General features: G+C 67.4%; 25 protein-coding genes and 1 tRNA gene. 7 read left to right on the forward strand and 19 right to left on the reverse strand.

The window, feature by feature from the left end:
* The first annotated feature begins 60 nt into the window (after nucleotides 1–60).
* Nucleotides 61–1,392 (forward strand): hypothetical protein, encoded by a 1,332-nt coding sequence (locus ACYVBS_RS10470; protein ID WP_460823526.1) that lies wholly within the window; start codon nucleotides 61–63, stop codon nucleotides 1,390–1,392.
* A gap of 111 nt (nucleotides 1,393–1,503) precedes the next feature.
* Nucleotides 1,504–1,776: a hypothetical protein gene (locus tag ACYVBS_RS10475; RefSeq protein WP_460823527.1), complete on the forward strand. Its 273-nt coding sequence runs from the start codon at nucleotides 1,504–1,506 to the stop codon at nucleotides 1,774–1,776.
* A 51-nt stretch (nucleotides 1,777–1,827) separates the two neighbouring features.
* Here ACYVBS_RS10475 and ACYVBS_RS10480 read toward each other — a convergent pair.
* The 13 genes from ACYVBS_RS10480 to ACYVBS_RS10540 all read right to left on the reverse strand — a co-directional run bounded on the left by ACYVBS_RS10480 (nucleotide 1,828) and on the right by ACYVBS_RS10540 (nucleotide 11,634).
* Nucleotides 1,828–1,914, reverse strand: a tRNA-Leu gene (locus ACYVBS_RS10480).
* Nucleotides 1,915–1,958: 44 nt separating this feature from the next.
* Nucleotides 1,959–2,558 carry a cysteine dioxygenase family protein gene (locus ACYVBS_RS10485; protein ID WP_460823528.1) on the reverse strand — a complete coding sequence of 200 codons (600 nt, stop codon included), beginning with the start codon at nucleotides 2,556–2,558 and terminating at the stop codon, nucleotides 1,959–1,961.
* Nucleotides 2,559–2,700: 142 nt separating this feature from the next.
* On the reverse strand, nucleotides 2,701–3,849 hold the full coding sequence (gene metX, locus ACYVBS_RS10490) for a homoserine O-acetyltransferase MetX (protein WP_460823529.1): 1,149 nt from the start codon (nucleotides 3,847–3,849) through the stop codon (nucleotides 2,701–2,703).
* Between the two features lie 133 nt (nucleotides 3,850–3,982).
* Nucleotides 3,983–4,987 carry a tetratricopeptide repeat protein gene (locus tag ACYVBS_RS10495; RefSeq protein WP_460823530.1) on the reverse strand — a complete coding sequence of 335 codons (1,005 nt, stop codon included), beginning with the start codon at nucleotides 4,985–4,987 and terminating at the stop codon, nucleotides 3,983–3,985.
* Nucleotides 4,987–5,454, reverse strand: coding sequence for a cytochrome c-type biogenesis protein (locus tag ACYVBS_RS10500; protein ID WP_460823680.1), 468 nt, complete (start codon nucleotides 5,452–5,454; stop codon nucleotides 4,987–4,989). The genes ACYVBS_RS10495 and ACYVBS_RS10500 overlap by 1 nt, the downstream gene beginning before the upstream one ends.
* A gap of 128 nt (nucleotides 5,455–5,582) precedes the next feature.
* Nucleotides 5,583–6,167: a DsbE family thiol:disulfide interchange protein gene (locus ACYVBS_RS10505; protein ID WP_460823531.1), complete on the reverse strand. Its 585-nt coding sequence runs from the start codon at nucleotides 6,165–6,167 to the stop codon at nucleotides 5,583–5,585.
* Complete coding sequence (locus ACYVBS_RS10510; protein ID WP_460823533.1) at nucleotides 6,164–8,212, reverse strand: heme lyase CcmF/NrfE family subunit; 2,049 nt, start codon at nucleotides 8,210–8,212, stop codon at nucleotides 6,164–6,166. Before ACYVBS_RS10510 ends, ACYVBS_RS10505 begins: the two co-directional genes overlap by 4 nt.
* A gap of 65 nt (nucleotides 8,213–8,277) precedes the next feature.
* A complete protein-coding gene (gene ccmE, locus ACYVBS_RS10515) occupies nucleotides 8,278–8,760 on the reverse strand; it encodes a cytochrome c maturation protein CcmE (RefSeq protein ID WP_460823534.1) in 483 nt (160 codons plus the stop codon).
* Nucleotides 8,757–8,921 carry a heme exporter protein CcmD gene (locus tag ACYVBS_RS10520; protein WP_460823535.1) on the reverse strand — a complete coding sequence of 55 codons (165 nt, stop codon included), beginning with the start codon at nucleotides 8,919–8,921 and terminating at the stop codon, nucleotides 8,757–8,759. Before ACYVBS_RS10520 ends, ccmE begins: the two co-directional genes overlap by 4 nt.
* Complete coding sequence (locus ACYVBS_RS10525; RefSeq protein WP_460823536.1) at nucleotides 8,918–9,688, reverse strand: heme ABC transporter permease; 771 nt, start codon at nucleotides 9,686–9,688, stop codon at nucleotides 8,918–8,920. Before ACYVBS_RS10525 ends, ACYVBS_RS10520 begins: the two co-directional genes overlap by 4 nt.
* Nucleotides 9,689–9,775: 87 nt before the next feature.
* Nucleotides 9,776–10,471, reverse strand: a complete 696-nt coding sequence (gene ccmB / locus ACYVBS_RS10530) for a heme exporter protein CcmB (RefSeq protein ID WP_460823537.1) — start codon at nucleotides 10,469–10,471, stop codon at nucleotides 9,776–9,778.
* Complete coding sequence (gene ccmA, locus ACYVBS_RS10535; protein WP_460823682.1) at nucleotides 10,468–11,127, reverse strand: heme ABC exporter ATP-binding protein CcmA; 660 nt, start codon at nucleotides 11,125–11,127, stop codon at nucleotides 10,468–10,470. Before ccmA ends, ccmB begins: the two co-directional genes overlap by 4 nt.
* A 36-nt stretch (nucleotides 11,128–11,163) precedes the next feature.
* Entirely contained in the window at nucleotides 11,164–11,634 is a 471-nt protein-coding gene (locus ACYVBS_RS10540) for a DUF3293 domain-containing protein (protein WP_460823538.1), read from the reverse strand.
* A 265-nt stretch (nucleotides 11,635–11,899) separates the two neighbouring features.
* Between ACYVBS_RS10540 and ACYVBS_RS10545 the strand changes: the two genes are divergently transcribed.
* Nucleotides 11,900–13,060 carry a pyridoxal phosphate-dependent aminotransferase gene (locus ACYVBS_RS10545; protein ID WP_460823539.1) on the forward strand — a complete coding sequence of 387 codons (1,161 nt, stop codon included), beginning with the start codon at nucleotides 11,900–11,902 and terminating at the stop codon, nucleotides 13,058–13,060.
* A 69-nt stretch (nucleotides 13,061–13,129) separates the two neighbouring features.
* Nucleotides 13,130–13,927, forward strand: a complete 798-nt coding sequence (locus ACYVBS_RS10550) for an amidohydrolase (RefSeq protein ID WP_460823540.1) — start codon at nucleotides 13,130–13,132, stop codon at nucleotides 13,925–13,927.
* 48 nt (nucleotides 13,928–13,975) lie between these two features.
* On the opposite strand, the gene ACYVBS_RS10555 is transcribed toward ACYVBS_RS10550, so the two are convergent.
* Nucleotides 13,976–14,185, reverse strand: a complete 210-nt coding sequence (locus ACYVBS_RS10555) for a dodecin (protein ID WP_460823542.1) — start codon at nucleotides 14,183–14,185, stop codon at nucleotides 13,976–13,978.
* Nucleotides 14,186–14,449: 264 nt separating this feature from the next.
* Between ACYVBS_RS10555 and ACYVBS_RS10560 the strand changes: the two genes are divergently transcribed.
* Nucleotides 14,450–14,914 (forward strand): aminoacyl-tRNA deacylase, encoded by a 465-nt coding sequence (locus ACYVBS_RS10560; RefSeq protein WP_460823543.1) that lies wholly within the window; start codon nucleotides 14,450–14,452, stop codon nucleotides 14,912–14,914.
* A 48-nt stretch (nucleotides 14,915–14,962) separates the two neighbouring features.
* On the opposite strand, the gene ACYVBS_RS10565 is transcribed toward ACYVBS_RS10560, so the two are convergent.
* The 3 genes from ACYVBS_RS10565 to ACYVBS_RS10575 are packed head-to-tail and all read right to left on the reverse strand — an operon-like array spanning nucleotide 14,963 to nucleotide 18,428.
* A complete protein-coding gene (locus tag ACYVBS_RS10565; RefSeq protein WP_460823545.1) occupies nucleotides 14,963–16,627 on the reverse strand; it encodes a pseudouridine synthase in 1,665 nt (554 codons plus the stop codon).
* Nucleotides 16,620–17,543 (reverse strand): SMC-Scp complex subunit ScpB, encoded by a 924-nt coding sequence (gene scpB, locus ACYVBS_RS10570; protein WP_460823547.1) that lies wholly within the window; start codon nucleotides 17,541–17,543, stop codon nucleotides 16,620–16,622. The genes ACYVBS_RS10565 and scpB overlap by 8 nt, the downstream gene beginning before the upstream one ends.
* Before the next feature lie 39 nt (nucleotides 17,544–17,582).
* A complete protein-coding gene (locus ACYVBS_RS10575; protein WP_460823684.1) occupies nucleotides 17,583–18,428 on the reverse strand; it encodes a segregation and condensation protein A in 846 nt (281 codons plus the stop codon).
* A 493-nt stretch (nucleotides 18,429–18,921) separates the two neighbouring features.
* On the opposite strand from ACYVBS_RS10575, the gene ACYVBS_RS10580 reads away from it, so the two are divergent.
* Complete coding sequence (locus ACYVBS_RS10580; RefSeq protein WP_460823548.1) at nucleotides 18,922–19,221, forward strand: YciI family protein; 300 nt, start codon at nucleotides 18,922–18,924, stop codon at nucleotides 19,219–19,221.
* The gene (locus tag ACYVBS_RS10585) at nucleotides 19,218–19,511 is read left to right on the forward strand and encodes a BolA family protein (RefSeq protein ID WP_460823550.1); all 294 of its coding nucleotides are present in this window, start codon (nucleotides 19,218–19,220) and stop codon (nucleotides 19,509–19,511) included. Before ACYVBS_RS10580 ends, ACYVBS_RS10585 begins: the two co-directional genes overlap by 4 nt.
* Nucleotides 19,512–19,618: 107 nt before the next feature.
* Here the strand turns inward: ACYVBS_RS10585 and ACYVBS_RS10590 are convergent, their stop codons facing one another.
* Both ACYVBS_RS10590 and ACYVBS_RS10595 read right to left on the reverse strand, forming a co-directional pair.
* Complete coding sequence (locus tag ACYVBS_RS10590; protein WP_460823551.1) at nucleotides 19,619–19,894, reverse strand: hypothetical protein; 276 nt, start codon at nucleotides 19,892–19,894, stop codon at nucleotides 19,619–19,621.
* Nucleotides 19,895–19,934: 40 nt separating this feature from the next.
* Nucleotides 19,935–22,514 (reverse strand): type VI secretion system Vgr family protein, encoded by a 2,580-nt coding sequence (locus ACYVBS_RS10595; RefSeq protein WP_460823552.1) that lies wholly within the window; start codon nucleotides 22,512–22,514, stop codon nucleotides 19,935–19,937.
* Between the last annotated feature and the right edge of the window lie 113 nt (nucleotides 22,515–22,627).

The following is a 22,627-nucleotide window of genomic DNA, read 5'->3' on the forward strand; positions in this document are numbered from 1 at the left end:
GCCGTCGCGCGTTTCCCTGTCCGTTGGAATCGTGGATTCTTCATGGCGGAGTGGAAGCGCATGAGCACGGCGCTGCAGACGCTAATCATCGCGCTGGTCGGCCTCCCTTTGGCAGCGTGCTCGCGACCCGAGGCTGCGGCGCCGTCTCCCAAGCAGACCGAAATCGCGCAGATCGCGCAATTGCCCGGCCTCAAGGTGCGTCCGTTGACCGACCGCGTGTTCGAACGGACAGAGGAGAGGCGCCTGCGCGGCCGGTACCTGGCCGAGGGCATCCTCGCCTGCGAGGCCTGCCATTCCGACCGCGACCTGAACCAGCCGGGTGGTCCGCCCGTGGTGGGCAAGGCCTACGCAGGCACGGTGTGGAATGACGATGGCAAAGCGCGCCTTGTCGCCGCAAACCTGACGTCCGACCCGGAAACCGGCGTGGGCCGCTGGAGCGATGACATGCTGGCCCGCGCAATTCGCGAGGGCATTGGCCACGACGGCCGCCTGCTGCACCCGCAGATGTACTACCGCACGTTCCGGATGTTGTCCGACGAAGATCTTGCTGCAGTGGTGGTGTTCATTCGTTCGCTTCCACCCGTGCGCAACCCATTGCCGAAGACGGTTCTGACGGCGGACCAGGTCAAGCGCTATGTCAGTTGGCCACAGCCCGTTACCGCGCCCGTGCCGGCACCGCCCCAAGGGACGCAGGTCGAACGCGGCCGCTACCTTGCCGCAATTGGCGATTGCTCCGGATGCCACACCTTGTGGGACGGAAAGCGTCTTCCCGGCGCCTTTGCGGGCGGCAACGAAGTGGGACGCAATGGCCGCGACGTGTTCAGTGCGAACATCACGCCGCATGCCAGCGGCATGCCTTACGACGCGGAAAACTTCATCCAGATCATGCGTACCGGCAAATCCGGATTGCTCGACCCCATCATGCCCTGGTGGTACTACAGGCGCTTGAATGATGGTGACCTCAAGGCGCTGCATGCCTTCCTGGCCACACGGCACGGTGTGGCGCACAGGATCAGCAACCTCGGCGAGAAGAGCGAATGCGTGGTATGCGGCCAGTCACATGGCCTTGGTAAGCTCAACGCCTTGCCAAGACACAAAGGTGTCGCGGTATCAACGGCGCTGCTTCGGGAATACACCGGCACCTACCGCATCGATGAGTTCGACTGGACGGTCCAGGTCGAACTCATCCATGGAAAGCTCCATGCTCGAGAACCTGGCGGCGCGCCCCCCAAAGAACTGGTGCCGTTGTCGGAGGAGTTGTTCGCAATGGATGGGGGACTGGGCCCCTTGCGCTTTGCCCGCAATGAGGCCGGTCAGGTGGACCGGGTCATTTCCGAAGACGTCGATGACACCGTGCTCCGGCGGATTGCCGGTGCAGGTGGCGCGCTGTAAGCAGATGCGAGCCAAGTCGATCACGCAGCCTTCACTGGAAGGTGGGTGTTTCGCTGCCAGACAGGTTCGCGTGGTTACCCTGCCGTCGTCACTCCCCCAAGGAGGTTTGCCATGTCCGCTGACGCCAAGACCCCGCTGGACCACGTCAACGACACGCTGCTGCAGCTCAAGGAGATGCGGCACTATTCGAAGAACAACGTCGAACTGCTGACCACGCAGTGGTTGATGTTCGATGGCGAGCTTTCGAAGCTGAAGCAGGCGGAGACGATCGAGGACCTGATGACGCGCCAGTCTGGCTTCCACGATGCGGTTGAGTCCGCGATCGGCGATCTCGAGGAACTGGCCGTCGAGTTGCAGCCGTCGCCGGAGGAAGAGGGCGCCTGAGTGGGCGCCAACGAAAATGCCAAGCCCAAGGGCTTGGCATTTTCTTCAAACTGGTGCCGGAAGTGGGACTCGAACCCACACGCTTTTAAGGGCGGCGGATTTTGAGTCCGCTGCGTCTACCGATTCCGCCATTCCGGCGCGGTCCAGCAGTATAGCGAAGGCTTGGGCCTGCGTCTGCGGGTTCAGTGCACTTCGTCGGTCTTCAGCGCCTTGCAGGCGCGGGCAAACCATTCGCCGTCCTGCGGCACGAACATCGAGCAGCTCTCCATCGGCCCCTTGTAGATGTGCAGGGAGATGGCGACGTTGTCGGGACTGGTATTGCGGATGGTGTGGTACTCGTGCGGCGGGATCAGGCTGCCGGCGCTGCCCGGACCGGCCTGCATGCCACCGGCGGCGCGGAAGCGGAAGCGGTCGCCGTCGGTTTCCAGCAGCTCGTATTGGGTGATTTCCAGTTCGCCGTCCCACACGCCTTCCACGCACCACAGGCCGCAGTGGTCGTGCACCGGGGTGCCCTGGCCCGGGCCCCAGGTCATGGCCACCACGCTGTAGCCGTGCGTGGGGCTGCGGTACAGCTCGCGACGGGCGTAGTGGTCGTCGATGGGCTCATGCACGCACTCGGGCAGCTGTACGTCGCGGTCGCGGATCATGCTGCACAGCGCACTGCGCAGCGCGGCGGTGACGGCGTGCTGGTCGCCGGCGGAGACCGCGGCGTCCAGGGCGGCGACCAGCTTGTCGTGGCCGGGGAAGTCGAAGTCGGGCAGGGCAGTGGCGAGTGCGTGCATATGACGAAGTGTAACCCGCTCATGGCCGGGTGTTATGTGCGCTGCGGCATGGCGCGCGCCGTGCCAACGCGTATGGAAAGCGCCGGGCGTAAGTGGCGATTGTGGGGAGAACAGGGCGAGCGTCGCGGCGCCCGCACTGTCCTCAGAGTTCGGCCAGGAACCCACCCACCGCCGGCGCGAACCGGTCGAAGTCGACCAGGAACGCATCGTGTCCCTGCGGGGACGGCAGCGGCAAGAAGCGCGCGTCGGTCCCCCCCGCCAGCAGGCCTTCGGCAATCTCCTGCTGTTGCTGCAGCGGGAACAGTATGTCGGTGTGCACGCCGATGGCCAGCGCCTTCTCCAGCGGGATGGCGGCCAGCGCGGCGCGGGTGTCGTCATCGCTGGACGGGCCTTCGCCGCGGCCGCAGCCGCCCGGGCAGAAGTCGCCGATGTCGAACCAGTCCATCGACCGGCTCAGGTACAGGTAGCAGTTGGGGTCGAAGCGGCGCACGAAGCGGCGGGCGTGGGCCTCGAGGTAGCTCTCCACCTCAAACTCCAGGCCAAACGGTTCATCATCGGCGCGGTCGGAATCCAGGCGCACGCGGCCGAAGCGGCCATCCCACTCCAGCGCGGAGCGGTAGGTGATCACGCCCAGCTTGCGCGCCATGCGCATGCCCGACTCGGGGTAGCGCTCGTCGGTGTAGTCGCCGCCGTTCCAGTTGGGGTCGAGGCGGATGGCCTCGCGCTGCAGTGAGCGGATCGCAATGGAGAACGGCAGCGCACGCGCCGCACCGGAGATGTTGATGTGGCTGCGGGCCATACCACGGTGCTGGGCCAGCAGGGCTAGCGCGGTCATGCCGCCCATGGAGTTGCCGATGACGCATGCCAGACGCTCAATGCCCAGCGCGCGAACCACGTGCGCGGCGGCGTTGGCCCCGTCTTCCACCGACAATTCGGGGAAGGTCAGGCGGTACGGCTGACCCGTGGCCGGATCGATGGACGCCGGGCCGGTGGAGCCCTTGCAGCTGCCCAGCGAGTTGACGCAGATGACGTGCCAGCGGTCGGTGTCGATGGCCTTGCCGGGGCCGAGCATGGCCTCCCACCAGCCGGCCGCGGGATTGGCCTCGTTGGCGGCGGCGTGGGCATCCGGCGATAGGCCGGTGACGATCAGGATGGCGTTGTCGCGCGCGGCGTTGAGCGTGCCCCAGGTTTCGAAAGCCATCTTTGCCGCATGCAATGCGCCACCCCGGCGCATGGGGAAGGGCGAAGGCAGGTCGATGTAACGGGTCCCGGGGGGGATGAATTCGGTCATTCCGTGGACTCTGGGCAGCGCGATGGACGGGAGCGATCTGCGATTGTCGCAGAGACCGTCGTTTTCGGCCGAAAGGGCGGTCCTGCGTCAGTAACGGGGGCGGTCACCGGCGGCGTCGCGCCCCCCCCAGGGCTCATTGGCGCACTCGGTCGATCTTGATCACCACCGGGGCTTTCGCATCGGTCGCGGTTTGTACGGGCGTGGCCTCCAGATCGCCGGCCTTGGGCATGGCGTCGCCGCTGGTCGACAGGCGCGCGGTGATCTCGGCCTTGGCCAGGTCGGAGAACTTCTTGGTCGGCATCAGGCTGTCGCCGTCGTCCAGGCGCACTTCCAGCGGCAACTGGGCGGCGGGCAGCTTCTCGGCTGCCACCGGGATCGGTGGGCCGCCCGGCTCGCGGGCGATGACGAACAGCGTGGCGCCGGCGGTGACCTTGTCGCGCAGGGCGTCGGCCAGTTCCACCTTGACCGTGATGCCCTTGCCGCTGGCGGGTGCCGGTGTTGGCGGGGCGAGCGCAGCTAGACCGGCCTCAGCGCGTGCGGCGTTGATCTGCGGGAGCAGCGTGGTGGCCACGTCCGGCGTCACGATCGTCAGCAGCGGTTCCCAGGCCTTCGCCGCTTCGGCGGCTTCGCCGGCCTGGCGATGGGCGATGCCGAGGAACCAGCGGGCCCGCTGGTGCAAGGGCTGCTTCTCGAGGGCGTGGCGGAGCATCTGCACCGCCTTCTCGTCGAAGCGGTGGTCCTTGTCGGCGTTGGCGCGGGCCTCGGCGGCGTCGGCCAGCAGATCGGGCTCATCGGGGGCCACGGTCACGGCGCGGGCGAGGGCGTCGCGCGCATCGGCATGGCGGCCCTCCGCGGTGTAAGCACGGGCCAGCAGGCGCCAGCCGTCGATCTCGCTCGGGTCCTCGGCCAGCTTGGCCTCAAGCTGGGTAATGGCCTCGTCCAGCGTCTGCGGGGCGCGGCGTTGGGCCGGGTCCAGCGCGCGCGGCGTGCCGACGGCGAAATACAGTGCGCCCGTCATCACCGCCACCGAGGCGAACATCGCCGCGCCGGTGAGGCGGTGGGCCTTCAACACGGGACGCAGTACGTAAGCGAGTATCACCAACACCAGCACCAGGCTGGCGACCACGAACGCACTCATCACCACTCCTGATCGTCTTCGGCGGCATTGGCCGCGGCACCGCGGGTGGCGTCACCCGCGTGCGTCTTGCCCCGCTGCTGCGTTGAGCGCCGGCGCACGATGCCCGCCACTACCAGGCCGCCTGCAAGCAGCACCACGGCCGGGCCGAACCACAGCAGCCAGGTCTTGGATTCCACCTGTGGGCGGTACAGCACGAATTCGCCGTAGCGTGCCACGAGGAAGTCCTTGATCTCTGCGTTGCTCTTGCCCTGTCGCATCAGCGCCAGCACCTCGTGGCGCAAGTCCACCGCGATCTGCGCATTGGAGTCGGCCAGCGACTGGTTCTGGCACATCACGCAGCGCAGTTCGCTCACCAAGGCGTGGAAGCGGGCTTCCTCGGCGTTGTCGCTGAACTGGATGGGCGTGGGGTCGACGGCAGCCTGGGCGCGCGCCGACAGAGGGGCGAACAAAGCGGAAAGCCCCAGCATCGCGCCGAGCATCAGGGAGGTCACTGCCGCGCGGCCGGCGCGGGTCAGCGACTGCGCGGGAAAACCCTGTGCAGGCCCGGTTGAGGTAGGCAATGGGCTGAGGCGCGGCACAGTGTGCATCGGCTCGCTCACAGCGACACCCCCGCCGGTGTGGTTTCCACTTCCCGCAACGCGGGCAGCAACTGCTTCTGGATCACCTCATCGGTCAGCGGGCCGACGTACTTCCAGCGAATCATGCCGTTGGCGTCCACCAAGAAGGTTTCCGGCGCGCCGTAGATGCCCCAGTCGATGGCGATCTTGCCTTCGTAGTCGGCCAGCACCAGCCAATATGGGTTACCGAACTCGTCCAGCCAGCGCAGCGCGTCGGCGGGCTCGTCCTTCCAGTTGTAGCCCACCACGCGCACGCGTTTGGTTTCGGCGAACCGGGTCAGCACCGGGTGTTCGTCGCGGCACGCCGGGCACCAGCTGCCCCACACGTTCAGCAGGTACGGCGCGCCGCGCAGTTCCTGCGAGGTCACGGTGCGCGACAGGTCGTGCAATACCGGTAGCGAAAACGCCGGTGCGGCCTTGCCGATCAACGGCGAGGGCAGGGCCTCGCGGTTGGGGTTGCGGCTGAGCAGCACGCCCACGCCGAGCAACACGCCCAGCAGCGCGACGAAGGCCAGCGGCAGCCAGCGCATCGCGCCGCGCTTGGGGGAAGGCGAGGAACTCATCGTGCGGGCTCCGCAGCAGGCGGCGTCTGCGTGGACGTGGCGGTGTCGGAAGTGGCCGCAGCGCGGGTGACGACGGCGGCTGCGGGCGTCGCGAGGCCGTCATTCGTGGGCAGTGGCTCGCGCACGCGGTCGGTCCCAACGCGGCGGAAACGCTTGTCCGCCGCCGTCACGAAACCGCCCAGCATCATCAGCAACGCGCCGAGCCAGATCCAGCGCACGAACGGCTTGATGTGCACGCGCACAGCCCATGCACCACCGCCCAGCGGCTCGCCGAGTGCGACGTACAGGTCCTTCGTGATCCCCGGGCGGATGGCCGCCTCGGTCATGACCTGACCGCCGCTGGCGTACGCCCGCTTCTCCGGGTGCAGCACGACGACCACGCGGTCGTTGCGCAGCACGGTCACGGTGCCGCGGTCGGCTTCATAGTTGGGGCCCTGGCTATGCGCCACGCCATCCAACCGGAATTCATAGCCGGCCACTTCCACCGACTTGCCCGGGGACACGGCCACTTCGCGCTGCTGGTTCAGGCCTTCCACCAGCAATGCACCGACCAGGAACACGGCGACACCGACGTGGGCGAGGATCATGCCCGCCATTTCCGCGGTGAAACGCTTGCCGTTGGACTGCAGGCGCGTCCACACGAAGCGCGCGGTGCCGGTGGCCACCCACACCGCGCCCATCACGCCCATCGCCACCTTCCAGGCCCCTTGCGGCGCCATGAAGTACGCGGCGATGCCCGCCACCAACGCCAGCCCGGCCCACGGCGCCAGCATCGCCAGCGGCCTGGAAACCTGCTCGCGCTGCCAGCGGGTGATGGGGCCGAACGGCAGCAGCAGCACCAGCGGCGCCATCAGCAGCGTGAACATCAGCGCGAAGTAGGGCGGGCCGACCGAGATCTTGCCCAGATCCAGCGCATCGGCGAGCAGCGGGTACAGCGTGCCGAGCAGCACCATCGCGCAGGCAGTGGTCAGCAACAGGTTGTTGGCCAGCAGCAGCGTCTCGCGGGAACTGGCCTCGAACGGCTTGCCCTCGTCGTCGCCGCCGGGCGCGCGCAGCGCGTACAGCAGCAGCGAGCCACCGACGACGATGCCCAGGAAGATCAGGATGAAAAGTCCGCGCGACGGATCCGCCGCAAACGCGTGCACGCTGGTCAGCACGCCCGAGCGCACCAGGAAGGTGCCCAGCAGCGACAGCGAAAACGTGGCGATCGCCAGCAGCAGGGTCCAGCCGCGGAAGCTGCCCCGCTTTTCGGTGACGGCCTGCGAGTGGATCAGCGCGGCACCGGCCAGCCACGGCATGAAGCTGGCGTTTTCCACCGGGTCCCAGAACCACCAGCCGCCCCAGCCCAGCTCGTAATAGGCCCACCAGCTGCCCAGCGCGATGCCCAAGGTCAGGAACGCCCACGCCACGTTGGTCCACGGCCGCGTCCAGCGCAGCCAGCGCGCATCCACGCGGCCGTCCAGCAGCGCGGCGATGGCGAACGCGAACGGCACCGCAAATCCAACGTAGCCGGCATACAGCATCGGCGGATGGATGATCAGGCCGGGGTCCTGCAGCAGCGGATTGAGGTCGCGGCCTTCGGCGGCGGCCGGCAGCAGGCGGTCAAACGGATTGCTGGTGAAGATCAGGAAGGCGAGGAAGCCCACGCTGACCCAGCCCATCACTGCCAGCACGCGGGCGATCACCTCATCGGGCAGGCGCTTGGACCACAACGCCACCGCGCCGGTCCACAGCGCCAGCACCAGCGCCCAAAGCAGCAGGGAGCCCTCGTGCGAGCCCCAGACCGCCGAGTAGCGGTACATCATCGGCAGCAGCGAATTGCTGTTCTTGGCCACGTAGGCCACCGAGAAGTCCTGCACCACGAAGGCCCAGGTCAGCACGGCGAAGGCCAGGCCCACCAGCAGCAACTGCGCGTAGGCGGCGGGTCGCGCCGTGGCCATCCAGGGCGCGATGCCGCGCTGCGCCCCCACCAGCGGCAGGGTGGCCTGCAGCACCGAGACCAGCAGCGCCAGGATCAGGGTGATCTGGCCAAGTTCAGGCAACATCGTTCAGCTCCGGCGCGCGCTGCGCGTCAGTGGGGCCCGGCCGTCGAAGTGGCGGCCGGGCTGGCTCAATTCGCGTAGCCGGGGTTGGCCGCGGCGTCGGCGGCGGGCTCGGCCACGTTGTGCTTCTTGTGGGCCTGGCCCATCTTGTCGGCCACTTCCTTGGGCATGTAGTTCTCGTCGTGCTTGGCGAGCACTTCCTCGGCGACGAAGCGGTCACCCTCCATGCGGCCGGTGGCCACCACCGCCTGGTTCTCGCGGAACAGGTCGGGGAGGATGCCGGTGTAGACCACGGGCAGGATGTTGTCGCCGTCGGTCACGTCGAAGTGGGCTTCCATCGAGCCTTCGGCGCGCTTGAACGAGTTCTTGGCCACCATGCCGCCGAGGCGGAACCGGGCGTGCTTGCCAGCCTCGCCGGCCTTCACTTCGGTGGGAGTGTAGAGATAGGCGACGTTGCGCTGCAGGGCCATCGCCACCAGGGTCGCGGCCAGGCCGGCCGCCACCACGAGGGCGAGGATCCACAGCAGGCGTCGGCGACGGATCGGGTTCATCGGGTCAACTCATCGGACTGCGTGCGGGCCGCTTCGCGCTTGGCGCGCTGGCGGGCGTTGTTGATCTCGCGGCGGATCTGCAGCCGGGTGGCCACATAGTCCCATCCCAGTACGATCACGAAGACCGCAAAGGATGCAATGACGTAGTTCTGGTAGCTCATCGGGTGCGCTTCCGGCTGTCGGGGCCGACACCGGCCAGGTCCGCCACCCACGACTTGCCGGCCTCGCGGCGGAGGTTGTCGGCGCGGGCGCGGGCGAGCAGGGCGCCGATGAACCACAGTTTGGTGCCGATGATCATCCACCACAGCGGCGGCATCATCGACGGGTCCATGGCCGACTCGCCGAACACGCGGATGGTCTGGCTCTGGTGCAGCGAATTCCACCAAACCACCGAGTAGCGGATGATCGGTAGCAACACCACGCCGACGATGGCGAGGAAGCCGGCGGCACGCGCGGCGGAGCGGCGGTCATCGATGGCGTTGTACAGCCCGATCACGCCCAGGTACAGGAACAGCAGGATCAGCTCGGTGGTCAGGCGCGGGTCCCAATCCCACCACGTGCCCCACATCGGTTTGCCCCAGATGGAGCCGGTGGCCAGGGTGATGAGGGTGAACGCGGCACCGATGGGCGCGCAGGCCATGGCCAGGATTTCGGCCAGCTTGATCCGCCAGACCAGTGCGATGGCCGAGTACACGGCCATCAGGCCGAACACCGCCATGCTCATCCAGGCGCTGGGCACGTGGATGTACAGGATGCGGAAGCTGTCGCCCTGCTGGTAATCCGACGGCACCTGGAACAGCGCACCGTATACGCCCACCGCCATGACCAGCAGGCCTAGGCCGTAGGCCCACGGCGCCCAGCGCGCGGCGAAGCGATCGAAGTAGGGGGGCGAGCCGAGTTTGTGGAACCAGAGGACGATCGGATTCATGCGGTCAGGTCGCGCTCCGCGCAGGCGCGGGGCGCCGGTTGGGTGGGGCCATTGTCGCCGAAGGGGCGGGCCGGGCGTTGACGCGCCTCAATTGAGCGCGATCCGGATGGCGGTAGCGGCGGCCAGGGGGGCCAGCAGGGCCGTGACGACCAGCCCGGCGGCCAGCATCAACAGCGCGCCAATCGGGTCCAAACCCTGTGCCGACGCTGCCACCGCGCCTGCGCCAAACACCAGAATCGGCACGTACAGCGGCAGCGCCAGCAACGCGACAAGGATACCAGAGCGGCGCATGCCGACCGTCAGCGCGGCCACCACCGCTCCGAGCAGACTCAGCAACGGCGTGCCCAGCGCCAGCGACGCCATCAGCACGCCCAATTGCTCGCGCGGCAGGTGCAGCAGTTCGCCCAGGAACGGGGTGGCGACCAGCAGCGGCAGCGCCGTCGTGGCCCAGTGCATGAACGTGCGGACGCCCACCAGCCACGCCAGCGGCACCGGCGCCAGCATCCACTGCTCCAGCGAGCCGTCCTCGGCATCGCCGCGGAACAGGGTGTCCAGCGCCAGCAGGCCGGCCAGCAGCACGGCCAGCCACAGCACGGCGGCGGCAACCTTCGACAGGGCCTGCGGCTCGCCGCCCAGGCCCAGCGCGAACAGCACCACCACCAACAGCGCGAACAGCGCCGGCTGGAAGGCGTCACCGCGGCGGCGCCAAAGCAGACGCAGGTCGCGGGCCATCAGGGCCTTGGCCGACGAAACCAGGCCGGGGGCATGGTGCGTAGGGCTCATCGGTAGCCCTCCGTGCGCTGGCGCTCCAGCGTCAACAGGCGGGTGCGAACGGGCGGCGCGGCGTAGGCGCCGTGGGTGGTGACGAGCGCGGCGCCGCCTTCGCGCAGGTGCGCCTGCACCATGCGGTTGACCAGTTCGATGCCCTGCAGATCGAGGTTGGCGTAAGGCTCATCCATCAGCCACAGCGGCGCGGGCGAGAGCCACATGCGGGCCAGCGAGAGGCGCTTCTTCTGCCCGGCCGACAACTGACGGGCCAGGGCATCCTCGTAACCGGCCAGGCCGACCACGGCCAGCGCGTTCTCGGGCACCTGGGTCCGGCGTCGGCCTTGCAGGCCGCACAGGAAGTCCAGGTTCTCCAAGGCGCTCAGGTCCGCCTTCAAACCGGGCAGGTGGCTGAGGTAGGCGATCGCCCGTGCGCGGCGGGAGGCCTTGGCGCGCTCGCCGTCGATGTCGATTTCGCCTTCGTCCGCACGCAGCAGGCCGGCTAGGACGCGCAGCAGGGTGGTTTTGCCGGCGCCGTTGCCGCCTTGCACCAGCAGGGCCTCGCCTGCGTTGACTGAAAAGTCGAGCGGCCCGAAGACGGGCTCATCGTTGCGCGTGAAGCGGAGGCCGCGGGCTTCGAGCAGCGGCGGGGCGGGGCGGTCGGGTGGCGTCATTGGCAGGAAGCGGGCAGCCATCGGGCCGCGATCCCGTCATTCTACCCAGTCGATGTGCGCTACAGGGGATATGTGGGGTGGACGGCGCAGGTACATCTTGAGGCGGACGGGCTGGCCGCGTTCCCAGTGCAGCACGCCCGCCTGGCCGAATTCGTGGGCCAGCGCGTCGAGCATGTGCGGATCCAATCCGGTCACGAGCCAGCCCAGCTCGCGCCAATCGCCGGTGGTGTCCTCGGCCCATGCCGGCTGGTGCGGCGCCGCGATCGCTTTGAGTTGCGCCACAAGCGACGAATCCGCGCTCTGGTTGACCGCGTCGGACTGCGGGTGGGAGGCGGGGTTCCAGGCGGTGATGAAGGCGTAGCGGTCGGCGGGCCAGTAGGCCTCGACGTCGCCTGCCGGCTTGCCGACCTTGAGCCGGAAGGTATCGCCGTCCAGGCGCACGGCGTAATCCGCCTCGGCATAGGCGGTCGCGAGCTGGCCAGCATCCACGATCTGGATTTCGCGCATCGTGTGAGTGTGGCGTGAAAAAGGGGGTGGAAATTATCCGTTCGTCGGCAAGCGGACGTGGAGGCGAGCGCCTGCCAGCCGGTCAGGTGACCGCCGAGCGCCGACGGGGGCAATGCGGCAAGTTAGGTTGAGTGGGCAATCCAGGTTCACCCCGTGCGCACCATTCTCTCGTCCATCGCTTCATGCGGATTGATAGGTGGGATTTGGCGCGGCGTTTCCGTACACTGCGTGATTCTCTTTTCCTGTCCCGGACGCCTCCACCGCGATGACCGCACTCCAGAACCCTGAGACCAAGCTCCCCAAGGTGGGCACCACCATCTTCACCGTCATGTCGCAGCTGGCGATGGAGCACGGCGCGGTGAACCTGGGGCAGGGGTTCCCGGATTTCGATGTGCCGGCCCGGCTGGTCGAGGCTTTGGCGCGGGCCATGCGCGAGGGCAAAAACCAGTACGCCCCGATGACGGGCCTGCCGGCGCTGCGCCAGACCATCGCCGACAAGACGGAGCGCTGCTACGGCTACCTTCCGCACATCGACGCCGAAGTCACGGTGGTCTCGGGCGCCAGCGAGGCGATCTTCGACGCCATCGCCGCAGTGGTGCGCGCCGGCGACGAAGTGATCGTGCTGGACCCGTGTTACGACTGCTACGAGCCGGCCATTGACCTGGCCGGTGGCGCGGCGGTGCACGTGGCGCTGGATCCGGTGACCTTCGCCCCGGACTGGGCCGCGATCCGTGCCGCCGTCACGCCGAAGACGCGGTTGCTGATGATCAACAGCCCGCATAACCCGTCAGGCGCCATGTTCACCAGCGATGACATCGCCCAGTTGACCGGGTTGCTGCGCGATACCGGCATCTACCTGCTGTCGGACGAGGTCTACGAGCACATCGTGTTCGATGGCGCGCGCCACGAATCGGTGCTGCGTTATCCCGAACTGCGCGAGCGCGCGTTCGTGGTGTCCAGCTTCGGCAAGACGTACCACTGCACTGGCTGGAAGGTGGGCTACTGCATCGCGCCGGCCGCGCTGTCGGCCGAGCTGCGCAAGGTGCACCAGTACAACACCTTCTGCACCTTCACCCCGGCCCAGGCCGCGTTCGCCGAGATGATCGAGGCCGAGCCGGAGCATTACGAAACGCTGGGGGCGTTCTACCAGGAAAAGCGCGACCGCTTCCGCGAGCAACTGCTGACCACGAAGCTGAAGCCGCTGCCGGTGCCGGGCGGTTACTTCCAGCTGGTCGATTACTCGGCGGTGAGCGACCTGGACGACGTGGAGTTCTGCCGCTGGTTGACGGTGGAGAAGGGTGTCACGGCCATTCCGCTGTCGCCGTTCTATGAGACGCCACCGAAGGGGCAGCGTTTGGCGCGGCTGTGCTTTGCCAAGAACGAAGCCACTTTGGATGCGGCCATTGCGCGCCTGCAGGCGCTCTGACGAATCGCGATAATCAACCATGGCCTGGCGCGTCCGCGCCGGGCACCGCCTTGCTGTAGAGGACTCCCCATGCAGGACTTGCGCGTTTCCATCGTCCAGGGCGACACGCGTTGGCATGACCCGACCGCCAACCGCGAGTACTACGCCCACTTGATCGCGCCGTTGCACGGCACCACCGACCTGGTCGTGCTGCCGGAGACCTTTACGAGCGGCTTCAGCAACGACGCCATCGGCAACGCCGAAGGCATGGACGGCCCGACCGTGGCATGGATCCGCGAGCAGGCCGTGAAGCTCGGCGCCGCAGTCACCGGCAGCGTGCAACTGCGCGCGGACGAAGGCGTGTTCAATCGCATGCTGTTCGCCACGCCCGACGGCGCGCTGCACACCTACGACAAGCGTCATCTGTTCCGTTATGCGCGCGAGCACGAACGCTATGCCGCCGGCCGCGAGCGCCTGACACTGGACTGGAAAGGCTGGCGGATCTGTCCGCTGGTTTGCTATGACCTGCGCTTCCCCGTCTTCTCGCGCAACCGCTACGACGTCGAGCGTCCAGGTCAGCTGGATTACGATCTGGCCCTGTACGTGGCCAACTGGCCATCGGCACGCAACTACCCGTGGAAGACGCTGCTGCGCGCCCGTGCCATCGAGAACCTTTGCTACGTCGTGGGCGTCAACCGCGTGGGAACGGATGGCAACGGACTGCACTACAGCGGCGACAGCGCCGTGATCGACTTCCTGGGGCACCCGGTAAGCGAGTGCACTGACGAGGAGGTCGTGGTGACCACCACGCTGCAGGCCGCCGAGTTGAAGGCGCACCGCGAACGCTTCCCCGCAATGTTGGACGGGGACGCCTTCGACCTGCGCTGATGCCTAAGGGGGCGACGGCGGCTGGCACCGACCGGCGTCCTCCCGTCGTCACTCCTCGAGGGTGAAGCCCACTTTCAGCGTCACCTGCCAGTGGGCCACCTTGCCGCCTTCCACGTGGCCCCGCACGTCCGTGACCTGAAACCAGCGGATGTCCCGGATGGTCTTGGAGGCGCGCTCGATGGCGTTTCGGATGGCGTCATCACTGCTGGCCATCGAGGACCCGGTCAACTCGACTGACTTGTACACGTGTTCGGCCATGGCGGTGCGCTCCGATTGTGGACGCCGAACGGCGCCTGCTGGTCACAACGGTGGAACTCTGCCGGGGCGGCCGTCCCTGCCGTCGATTCGCGCCAGCGCCGATGTCCGACGTACGGCGTGTACCCCTTCGGCGACAGGACTATATTGGCGTTGCGTGTCCACTGGTCACGCCTGCCGGATGCCGGATCGCGGTGTTCGTGGCCTGCTGCCCATGGCCAGCCTGATTCCGCGCGATGCCGGCTCCATCAACCGAGGAGTCAGGCCATGGCTACACAACGACTCGAACAGTTCCTTCGTTCGCACAACGTGCGATTCGACACGGTGGCGCATGATCATGCGGTAACCACGCTTGACGCCGCGCGGCGCGCTCATCTCGCCAGCCATGACGTGGCCAAGACCGTGATGGTGAAGTTGGACGGTCGCTTGGCCATGGCGGTGATTCCGGCCAATGAGTGGATCAGCCTGGAAGCGTTGCGCCAGGCGGCCGGGGTGCGCAGTGCCAGCCTTGCGGGTGAACACGAATTCCGCGACCGATTCCCTGAATGCGAAGTGGGGGCGATGCCGCCGTTCGGTAATCTCTACGGCCTGGACGTGTATGCCGCCGACACGCTATCGCACGAGCACGATATCGCGTTCCACGCGGGCAACCATGACGAAATGGTTCGCATGGGCTGGAGCGATTACGAGCGTCTGGTGCACCCGCGCATCATGTCGATGACACGGCACTGAGGGCCTGGATGTACGAAGGGCACCTTGCGGTGCCCTTCGTTCCTTGCATCAGCCGCGCGGGCCGTGACCACCACCGGTGCGGCCGCCACCCGGACGGCCGCCGCCGCGCGGACCACCTGGACGCGGGGCGCCGCCGGGGCGCGGGCCACCGCCACCCGGGCGGTTGCCGCCCGGGCGTCCGCCCGGCTTTCCACCGCCCGGACGGGCGCCACGCGGGCGGTCGCCGTACGGGTTGAAGCTGCCCGGATTGGCGTGGTCGGACGGGAATGACGGCGCGTTGCCCGGATGGCCATACGGCTTGGCCGCACGCTGCGGCTTGCCTTGACCACCGCCTGGCCCACGACGCTCGCCGCCGAAGCCGCCGCCACCAAAGCCGCCCTGGCCTTCGTAACCGCCGCCCGCACCGCCACGACCACCCGCGCCGGGGCGTCCGCCGGGACCGCCGCTGCGGCCACCCGGGCCGCCGCTCCGAGCCCCGCCGGGCTTGCCACTCTTGTCACCCCACGGCTTCTTCGGGCCGCGCTGCTCCGGATTACGGTGGCCGGTCGGGCCGGTGTCCACGCCTTCCGGCACGTACCAGGTGCGGAACGCGGCCGGACTGCCTTCCGGCAACTTGGGTCCCTTTTCCTTGCGCTGCTTGAACGGCTTGTGCGACGCCTTGGCCGCCATCTCGCCGCTGACGGTCAGGCCGCCGTGCGGCTTCTTGCCGCCACGGCCGCCGCGACGGTCGTCCCGCACGTGGTCAAAACGGCGCAGCTCGCGGCCTTCATCGGCCGTGTTGTGGCCGCCCACATAACCTTGCGTGCGCTCGCCGCCCAAGTGGATGGTGGCCTTGGCTGCCTTGCGCTGGCCGATGACCGGCTGCAGCGTCAGGGCCGAAGGCGTCCCGTCCTCAAGACCCAGCTTGGTACGCAGTGCTTCGACGCGGTCGGCAGGCAATTCCTGCGACTGGCCGCGGAGCAGCGGCTGCGGCAGGGTCACATCGCCGTAGCGGATGCGCTTCAGGCGACTCACCTGGCAGCCCTGCGACTCCCACAGGCGGCGCACTTCGCGGTTGCGGCCTTCCTTCACCACCACGCGGAACCAGTCATGCGAGTCGGTGCCACCGATGGCCTCGATCTCGTCGAACTTGGCCGGGCCGTCGTCCAGCGCCACGCCGCGGCGCAGGCGATCGACGATGTTCTCCGGCACGGTGTCCATGCCTTCCGGCGCGCGCACGCGGCACACGTACTCGCGTTCGACTTCGAACGACGGGTGCATCAGCGCGTTGGCCAGCTCGCCGTCCGTGGTGAGCAGCAGCAGGCCCGTGGTGTTGATGTCCAGTCGGCCGATCGCGATCCAGCGCGCGCCCTTGAGCGGCGGCAGGGCCTCGAACACGGTGGGGCGACCTTCGGGGTCCTCGCGCGTGGTCACTTCGCCTTCGGGCTTGTTGTACATCAGCACGCGCGACGGGTCGGTCAGTGCGCTGGCGACGAACTGGCGTCCGTCGATCTCGATCTTGTCGCCGCCCTTGATGCTCTGGCCCACCTGCGCGGTCTCGCCATTGACCTTGACCAGGCCATCGGCGATGCGCTGTTCCAGCGCGCGGCGCGAGCCGAGGCCGGCCTGCGCCAATACCTTGTGCAGGCGTTCTTCCAGCTTCGGTGCGGTTGCTTCGGCAGCGGTTTCGGTGCCGCGCTTGAGCGTGAGCTTGCGGCTCTTCTCTTCAGTCATTTTTCTCTTGCTCCGGCGCGCTCTCGTTGGAGGCGGCCTCTACTTCGGGAACGGTCGTCGTCGCGACGGCGTTGTCTTGCTCGTGATCGTTCTCGTCCGCCGCGCGCTCGCCCGGCGCGGCTTCGGGGGTGCCCATGGGGGCGGTGTCTTGCGGGGTGTTGCGGTCGCTGGCGTCCTGGTCGAGGCCTTGGTCGGCACCCTCCAGGTCCGCAGCGGTCGAATTTGTTATGTCGCTCAGGTCGGCCCCATCAGAGGCGCCGTCCTGCGCACTTCCCTGGGCTGCGGCGGGTGTTTCGTCGCCACCGTCACCCTCGTGCCCGTCATTGCCTTTGCCGATGGCCGACGCAGGCAGCGGTGCGTCGCCCAGCGCCAATTGCGGCTCCAGTTCGCCGATGTCCTTGATCTCCGACAGCGGCGGCAGCTCGTCCAGCCGCTTCAGGCCGAAATAGTCGAGGAAGCCCTTGGTGGTGCCGAACAGCGCCGGACGGCCCGGCACGTCGCGGTGGCCCACCACGCGGATCCACTCGCGTTCTTCCAGTGCCTGGATGATGTTGCTGCTGACCGCCACGCCACGGATCTGCTCGATCTCGCCGCGGGTGATCGGCTGGCGGTAGGCGATCAGCGCCAACGTTTCCAGCGTGGCACGGGTGTACTTGGTCTTGCGCTCGGTCCACAGGCGCGCCACCCAAGGGTGCACGTCGGCCTTGACCTGATACCGGAAGCCCGACGCCAACTCGACCAGTTCGACGCCGCGATCCGCGCAGCCTTCCTGGAGGGACTGGATGGCCTGTGCCACGGCGCCGCTCGGCGGCGGCTGGTCCTCGGGGAACAAGGTCTGCAGCTGCGACAGCGACAGCGGCTGGTTGGCCGCCAGCAGGGCCGCTTCCACGATGCGGGTGATGAGGTGTTGGTCCATTCGCTCGTTTGCTATGGGGCGGTTGGGCGGATGCCCGAATCAGTTGGCCGGATCATTGGCGGCGGGTTCGTCGTCAAATTCGCTGGACAGTTCCAGCGCGTCCGGCGCGTCCTGACCGATGACCAGCGATTTCACGTAGATCGGTTGCAGCGGTGCCTCCTGCACGATCTCCACCATCTGCTCCTTGGCAAGGGTCAGCATGCCCAGGAACGTCACGACTACCCCGAGCTTGCCTTCCTCTGCGGTGAACAGCGACTCGAAGCGGTGGAAGGCACCATCGCCCAGCCGCTCCAGCAGCTCCGCCATGCGCTGGCGGACGCTGAGCGCGTCACGCTTGATCGCATGTTGGGTGAAGAGCTCGGCGCGCTTGAGCACGTCGTGCAGGGCCAGCAGCATTTCCTTCAGGTCCACCGGCGGCGGCAACTTGACCGCCGCGCGGTCCGGCACGAATGCCTGCGCCGGGGTGGTGTCGCGGTCCTGGCGGGGCAGGGCGTCGATGTCCTCGGCGGCTTTCTTGAAGCGCTCGTACTCCTGCAGCCGACGGACCAGCTCGGCGCGAGGGTCGTCTTCCTCTCCCTCCACGTTGGCCGAGCGCGGCAGCAGCATCCGCGATTTGATCTCGGCCAGCATGGCGGCCATGACCAGATAGTCGGCGGCCAGCTCGAAGCGCATTTCATGCATGGCCTGGATGTAGTCGACGTACTGGCGGGTGATGTCCGCCACCGGAATGTCGAGGATGTCCAGGTTCTGCCGGCGGATCAGGTACAGCAGCAGGTCCAGCGGGCCCTCGAAGGCCTCCAGGATGACTTCCAGCGCATCCGGCGGGATGTACAGGTCCTGCGGGATCTGCAGCACCGGCTGTCCATGCACCACCGCCAGCGGCATTTCCTGCTGCTGGGGGGCGGTCGCCTGGGGTACCGCGGCGGGCACCGATGGGGGCGTCTGAGCGTCCTGCCCGGGGGCGTCGGTCGCTTCTGGCGCGTTTTCGTTGGTCATCAAGAGCCGGCCCCCTCGGGCCTGCGGCACTGCCAATGCGTCGGAACGGGCGACCGGTCGGTCACCTGGATAAGGTGCTACGGACAGCTGAACGTCTTTGCCAAAGGCCCCAACGGGTCTGGCTCGCGCGCCATGGCATGGCGGGCAGCAGTCAGAGATGCGCTGGGCGTGGGCCGGGAGCGGGGCGAACCGTGGTGGGGCACGGGAAACCGCGGGGGCAGGCGCCGGAGCCGCGGGCATCACCACCTGACGGCCTCAGGCGATTGCTGCCAAGGGTACGGGGTTGGGGGTGGCACTGTCCAGTGATGTGGCCACCGTGCACTGACTACAATTCAGGCTGGGCCTGCGTGGCAGGTCGATACCTATCAAGGAGCTGGGCCGCATGTGGTACGTGATCGAAGGCTATGACGGTGATGATGTGCTGGCGCGGCGCCTGGCCGCCCGTCCCGACCACGTGGCCCGGCTGACCGCGCTGCGCGATGCCGGCCGCCTGTTGTTGGCCGGCCCGTGCCCGGCCATCGACGCCGAGGATCCGGGCCCTGCCGGGTTCAGCGGCAGCCTGATCGTGGCTGAGTTTGAATCGCTGGAAGCTGCCCGCGCCTGGGCGGATGCCGACCCCTACGTCGCCGCCGGCGTTTACACCCGCGTGGACGTGCGGCCGTTCCGAAAGGTGCTGCCGTGACCGGCGGACCGCTGCCGCGCGAGCAGCGGGTGGCGGCAATCCGGGCGGCGATTGAGGCGGCGTTGCATCCCGTATCGCTGCTGGTGGAGGACGAGAGTCACCTGCATGCCGGGCACGAGGGGGCCAGGGATGGCCGGGGGCACTTCCGGGTGAAGGTGATCAGTGAAGCATTCGAGCGTATGGGCCCGATTGCGAGGCACAGGGCGGTGTATGCGGCGCTCGGTGACCTGATGGTCACCGATATTCATGCGTTGGCGATTGAGGCGAAAACGCCCGGATCACAAAGGTAAAGTCCCAGGCTTCCTCTCAACAGGAACCCGTTGGGCCTTGCGATCAAAAGGGCGCAGGCCGGATGAAGTCAGGCAAGGGTTGGCCCTGACTGGTCCGGCGACCATTGTCAGAAGGTTGCGCCGTAAGCGTTGCCTTCGATCTCAGGGAACGTGTCGCCCCGTTTGAAATAGCGGCGGGAGTTCTCTTTCACAGGGCTGAACCACCAGCCGGTTCGTGGCGCGGTTGTCCCGGCCGCAACGCGAGACACGGCGGTCGGGCTCGCGTCGAGCAGGTCAGAGAGTCCATTTGCGACGGCCTCGCCGGGAGCCCGTTCCACCAGGATCCAACGCGTCGACTCGCGACTGACAAATTGCATCCGGCCTGGTTCGAAGCCGAAGATCAAGGAGATAGACCGCTTGCGGAATCAGCGGTTTGGGCATGGCTTACATGGCCTTCCTGGATTGCTGATTCTCGACGTCGCGATGGTCGATCTCTATCCAGTGCTCGAGCCTGAGCTTTCCGTCCGGCAGCGCCTCCAGTACCGCAGCATTGGAGTGGGCATCCAGGAACGGGTTCTCACTGGCCTTGACCGTGAAGTTGCCCGGGCAGGCAAACGTGATATCGCCGCCCTCCAGCGTGATCGCAGTCTGTCCTGCCTTCAGGACGATCTTTTCCTTTGCTAGCACGTCGATGCGATTATCAGTAGCCGTCACCGTGACCGACTGATCTGCCAGCAACTCCAACGGCCCCGTGTGCGCCTGCACGCTGACCGGACCGTTGGCGGCGATGGCGCGCATCGGTCCTTTCTGCGCGAACACGGCGGCATGGTCGCCACTGACGCCCGCGAACGTCTGCCCAGCTGCAAGGTGAGTGTCGCCCTGCACGGTCAGGTGCAGGTAACCACCGGCATAGGCCAGCGCACTTTTGGGGGTGGTGAGCGCGATCACGTCGGGGCCTTCGACGATGATCGCGGGGGAAGCAAATGACCTAGCCTGGCGATCCGTGTTGCGACCGCTGGACGATACTTCATGCGCCACCGTGTCGATGCGCCTGATGAAGTCAACCTGGGATTCGTTCGCCTTCAACGCAGGCACATTGTGATGATCCAGCGCATCATCCAGCGACTGCGCCGTTTGCTCCGCACCTCGCAATTGCCCCACCGCTCCCATCGTGTCCATCTGGGCAAGGGACGCATTGGCCTGCAGGCTGGTCGACAGAAGTACGCCATGGCCTCCTCGCAGGTTGCCCCAACCAAGCGTCGCGAGATCGAACCCTTGGCCTCGCAATCCACCGCGGTGCCCGTTGGCGTGTTCGACCAGGTAGCCAAGCTCTACCCGGCTTTCAGCCAGGCTGGTGTGCAGTCGCTGGCGCAACTGGCCGGGCGTGTCATCCATCAACCACTGCTGGGTACCGCTGGCATCCAGCGACTGCGTGTGCAGGCCACTCAAGGTGCCGATGTGGTTCGCCGCCGAGTCGATGCCCGCAGCATAGGGCGGGGCAACATCGCCGTTGTAAAGCTGCCCCGTCACCACCGGCTGGTCGATGTCGGCATGGAGGAACTCGACAAGCACCTCGCTGCCGATGCGGGGCAGGGCATGACTGCCCCAGTTGGGCCCGGCGAGCCACTCCGCCACGCGCACCCAGGCACCGCTGGTGTGGTCGCCGGGGGCATGACCTCCACTCCCGTCGCCGGTATCCGTCAAGCCGCCACGCTGGGGGTGGGCGCCACGCTGCCATGGAAACTGGATCCGTACCTGGTGGTCGCGAGATGAGGTGACGGCTGCATCTGGCAGGCCGACGACCACGGCCGTCTGTGCTCCTGTGGCCCGGGGTTTGGCTCGATCGACCGGAACAATCGGGGTGCCCTGTGCTACCGCAAGGAAACGATTGCGATAGCTGCCCCGCTCCAGCGTTGGCGCCCCCAGGAGCGTGACGATGCCGCTGCCAAGGTTGTTCGCAGCCGTGTGTTCAACGACCAGGGGCACGAATTGTTGCCCGGACAGTTCGGGATGCTGGAGCAGGGTGAATGCTTTTCCGGCGGCGAGTCCGCGCTCGCTGCCGGCGCCGGACTGCAGGGCTCGCGGCACGCGAAGCGCGTCTAGGTTCAGGGTGCTCGCTCGCTCGGCCTCGGAGCGTTCACCAAAGCGACCCGCTCGGTCGGCCAGATAGACTTCCCTGCTGGCGACGCCTGCGGCCTCTTCTCGGGTTTCCCCGGTTGCCGAAACAGCTTCCACCTGGCGTGCGTCCCAGCTCGCGACGGCAACGGCGTCGGGCCCAAGCGAGCGCTGCTCCGCAAAGTGACTGATTGCGTCCAGCGTCTCCGTGGCGTTGGTGCGGTGGAACCGCACGCCGGCCGGTAGTGCCACAGGGGCTTCGGCATGCCGGTCGAATACCACCAGCGTGTGGCCAGCACCGTTGTCGGGGCCACCGCCGCCTGCATCGGTGCGGGGCAAGCCGGCGTCATGATCAAATCGCCAACCCAAGCCATTTTCCGCCAACAGGCGCGTGACGAAATCCCAGTCACTTTCCCGGTACTGGGTAGTGATGGCGTGTCGCTGCAGCGGCTGGGTAACTTCCGAACGCCACGATGCCTGGGGGTATTCGGCGAATACGCGCGTCAACACGCCCAGCACGTCCTGATCCTGGAAAATCAACGCATTGATCCGCAGTTGCAACAATGCAGTCCAGGGTTCGAGCGTGAGGCGATAGCGAGCCAGCCCGCCATCGCTGCCCAATTCCGCGGCCTGCGTACACAGTCCATGCCACACCCGTTGCCCGCCATCCGCCCGGCGCAAGCGCAGGGTGGCCGGTTGACCCAGCAGGGGGGCGAGTGGCGAGAAGGCACTGGGCGAGAGGCAGTCGATCTCGAAGCGGAACCCCTCGCAGACGGCCTCACGGCCGTTGAACCGCTCGGTCACGAAGACGCCGGGCAGGGGACAGTCGAGTTCAATGAGACGGGCGTCCTGCGAAAGCAGTTTGCCCAAGGCAATGGCGGCGTCCGGCGCCGCTTCGGTCCAATCCATGGCGATGTCAACCCAAGTCCGTTTGGTCGAGCTTGGCCGCGGATCCCATCCGCAGCGCAGGAGGTGGAGCATAGCACTCGCAAACCGGGGGCCGGCATCCCGGAAGGGCTTGG

This window comes from Lysobacter olei (assembly GCF_054777355.1).

Coding starts and splice junctions, on each gene's coding strand:
- ACYVBS_RS10470 (WP_460823526.1), top strand. CDS start 61: ATGAGCACGGCGCTGCAGACGCTAATCATCGCGCTGGTCGGCCTCCCT.
- ACYVBS_RS10475 (WP_460823527.1), top strand. CDS start 1,504: ATGTCCGCTGACGCCAAGACCCCGCTGGACCACGTCAACGACACGCTG.
- ACYVBS_RS10485 (WP_460823528.1), bottom strand. CDS start 2,558: ATGCACGCACTCGCCACTGCCCTGCCCGACTTCGACTTCCCCGGCCAC.
- metX (WP_460823529.1), bottom strand. CDS start 3,849: ATGACCGAATTCATCCCCCCCGGGACCCGTTACATCGACCTGCCTTCG.
- ACYVBS_RS10495 (WP_460823530.1), bottom strand. CDS start 4,987: ATGAGTGCGTTCGTGGTCGCCAGCCTGGTGCTGGTGTTGGTGATACTC.
- ACYVBS_RS10500 (WP_460823680.1), bottom strand. CDS start 5,454: ATGCTGGGGCTTTCCGCTTTGTTCGCCCCTCTGTCGGCGCGCGCCCAG.
- ACYVBS_RS10505 (WP_460823531.1), bottom strand. CDS start 6,167: ATGAGTTCCTCGCCTTCCCCCAAGCGCGGCGCGATGCGCTGGCTGCCG.
- ACYVBS_RS10510 (WP_460823533.1), bottom strand. CDS start 8,212: ATGTTGCCTGAACTTGGCCAGATCACCCTGATCCTGGCGCTGCTGGTC.
- ccmE (WP_460823534.1), bottom strand. CDS start 8,760: ATGAACCCGATCCGTCGCCGACGCCTGCTGTGGATCCTCGCCCTCGTG.
- ACYVBS_RS10520 (WP_460823535.1), bottom strand. CDS start 8,921: ATGAGCTACCAGAACTACGTCATTGCATCCTTTGCGGTCTTCGTGATC.
- ACYVBS_RS10525 (WP_460823536.1), bottom strand. CDS start 9,688: ATGAATCCGATCGTCCTCTGGTTCCACAAACTCGGCTCGCCCCCCTAC.
- ccmB (WP_460823537.1), bottom strand. CDS start 10,471: ATGAGCCCTACGCACCATGCCCCCGGCCTGGTTTCGTCGGCCAAGGCC.
- ccmA (WP_460823682.1), bottom strand. CDS start 11,127: ATGACGCCACCCGACCGCCCCGCCCCGCCGCTGCTCGAAGCCCGCGGC.
- ACYVBS_RS10540 (WP_460823538.1), bottom strand. CDS start 11,634: ATGCGCGAAATCCAGATCGTGGATGCTGGCCAGCTCGCGACCGCCTAT.
- ACYVBS_RS10545 (WP_460823539.1), top strand. CDS start 11,900: ATGACCGCACTCCAGAACCCTGAGACCAAGCTCCCCAAGGTGGGCACC.
- ACYVBS_RS10550 (WP_460823540.1), top strand. CDS start 13,130: ATGCAGGACTTGCGCGTTTCCATCGTCCAGGGCGACACGCGTTGGCAT.
- ACYVBS_RS10555 (WP_460823542.1), bottom strand. CDS start 14,185: ATGGCCGAACACGTGTACAAGTCAGTCGAGTTGACCGGGTCCTCGATG.
- ACYVBS_RS10560 (WP_460823543.1), top strand. CDS start 14,450: ATGGCTACACAACGACTCGAACAGTTCCTTCGTTCGCACAACGTGCGA.
- ACYVBS_RS10565 (WP_460823545.1), bottom strand. CDS start 16,627: ATGACTGAAGAGAAGAGCCGCAAGCTCACGCTCAAGCGCGGCACCGAA.
- scpB (WP_460823547.1), bottom strand. CDS start 17,543: ATGGACCAACACCTCATCACCCGCATCGTGGAAGCGGCCCTGCTGGCG.
- ACYVBS_RS10575 (WP_460823684.1), bottom strand. CDS start 18,428: ATGCCGCTGGCGGTGGTGCATGGACAGCCGGTGCTGCAGATCCCGCAG.
- ACYVBS_RS10580 (WP_460823548.1), top strand. CDS start 18,922: ATGTGGTACGTGATCGAAGGCTATGACGGTGATGATGTGCTGGCGCGG.
- ACYVBS_RS10595 (WP_460823552.1), bottom strand. CDS start 22,514: ATGGATTGGACCGAAGCGGCGCCGGACGCCGCCATTGCCTTGGGCAAA.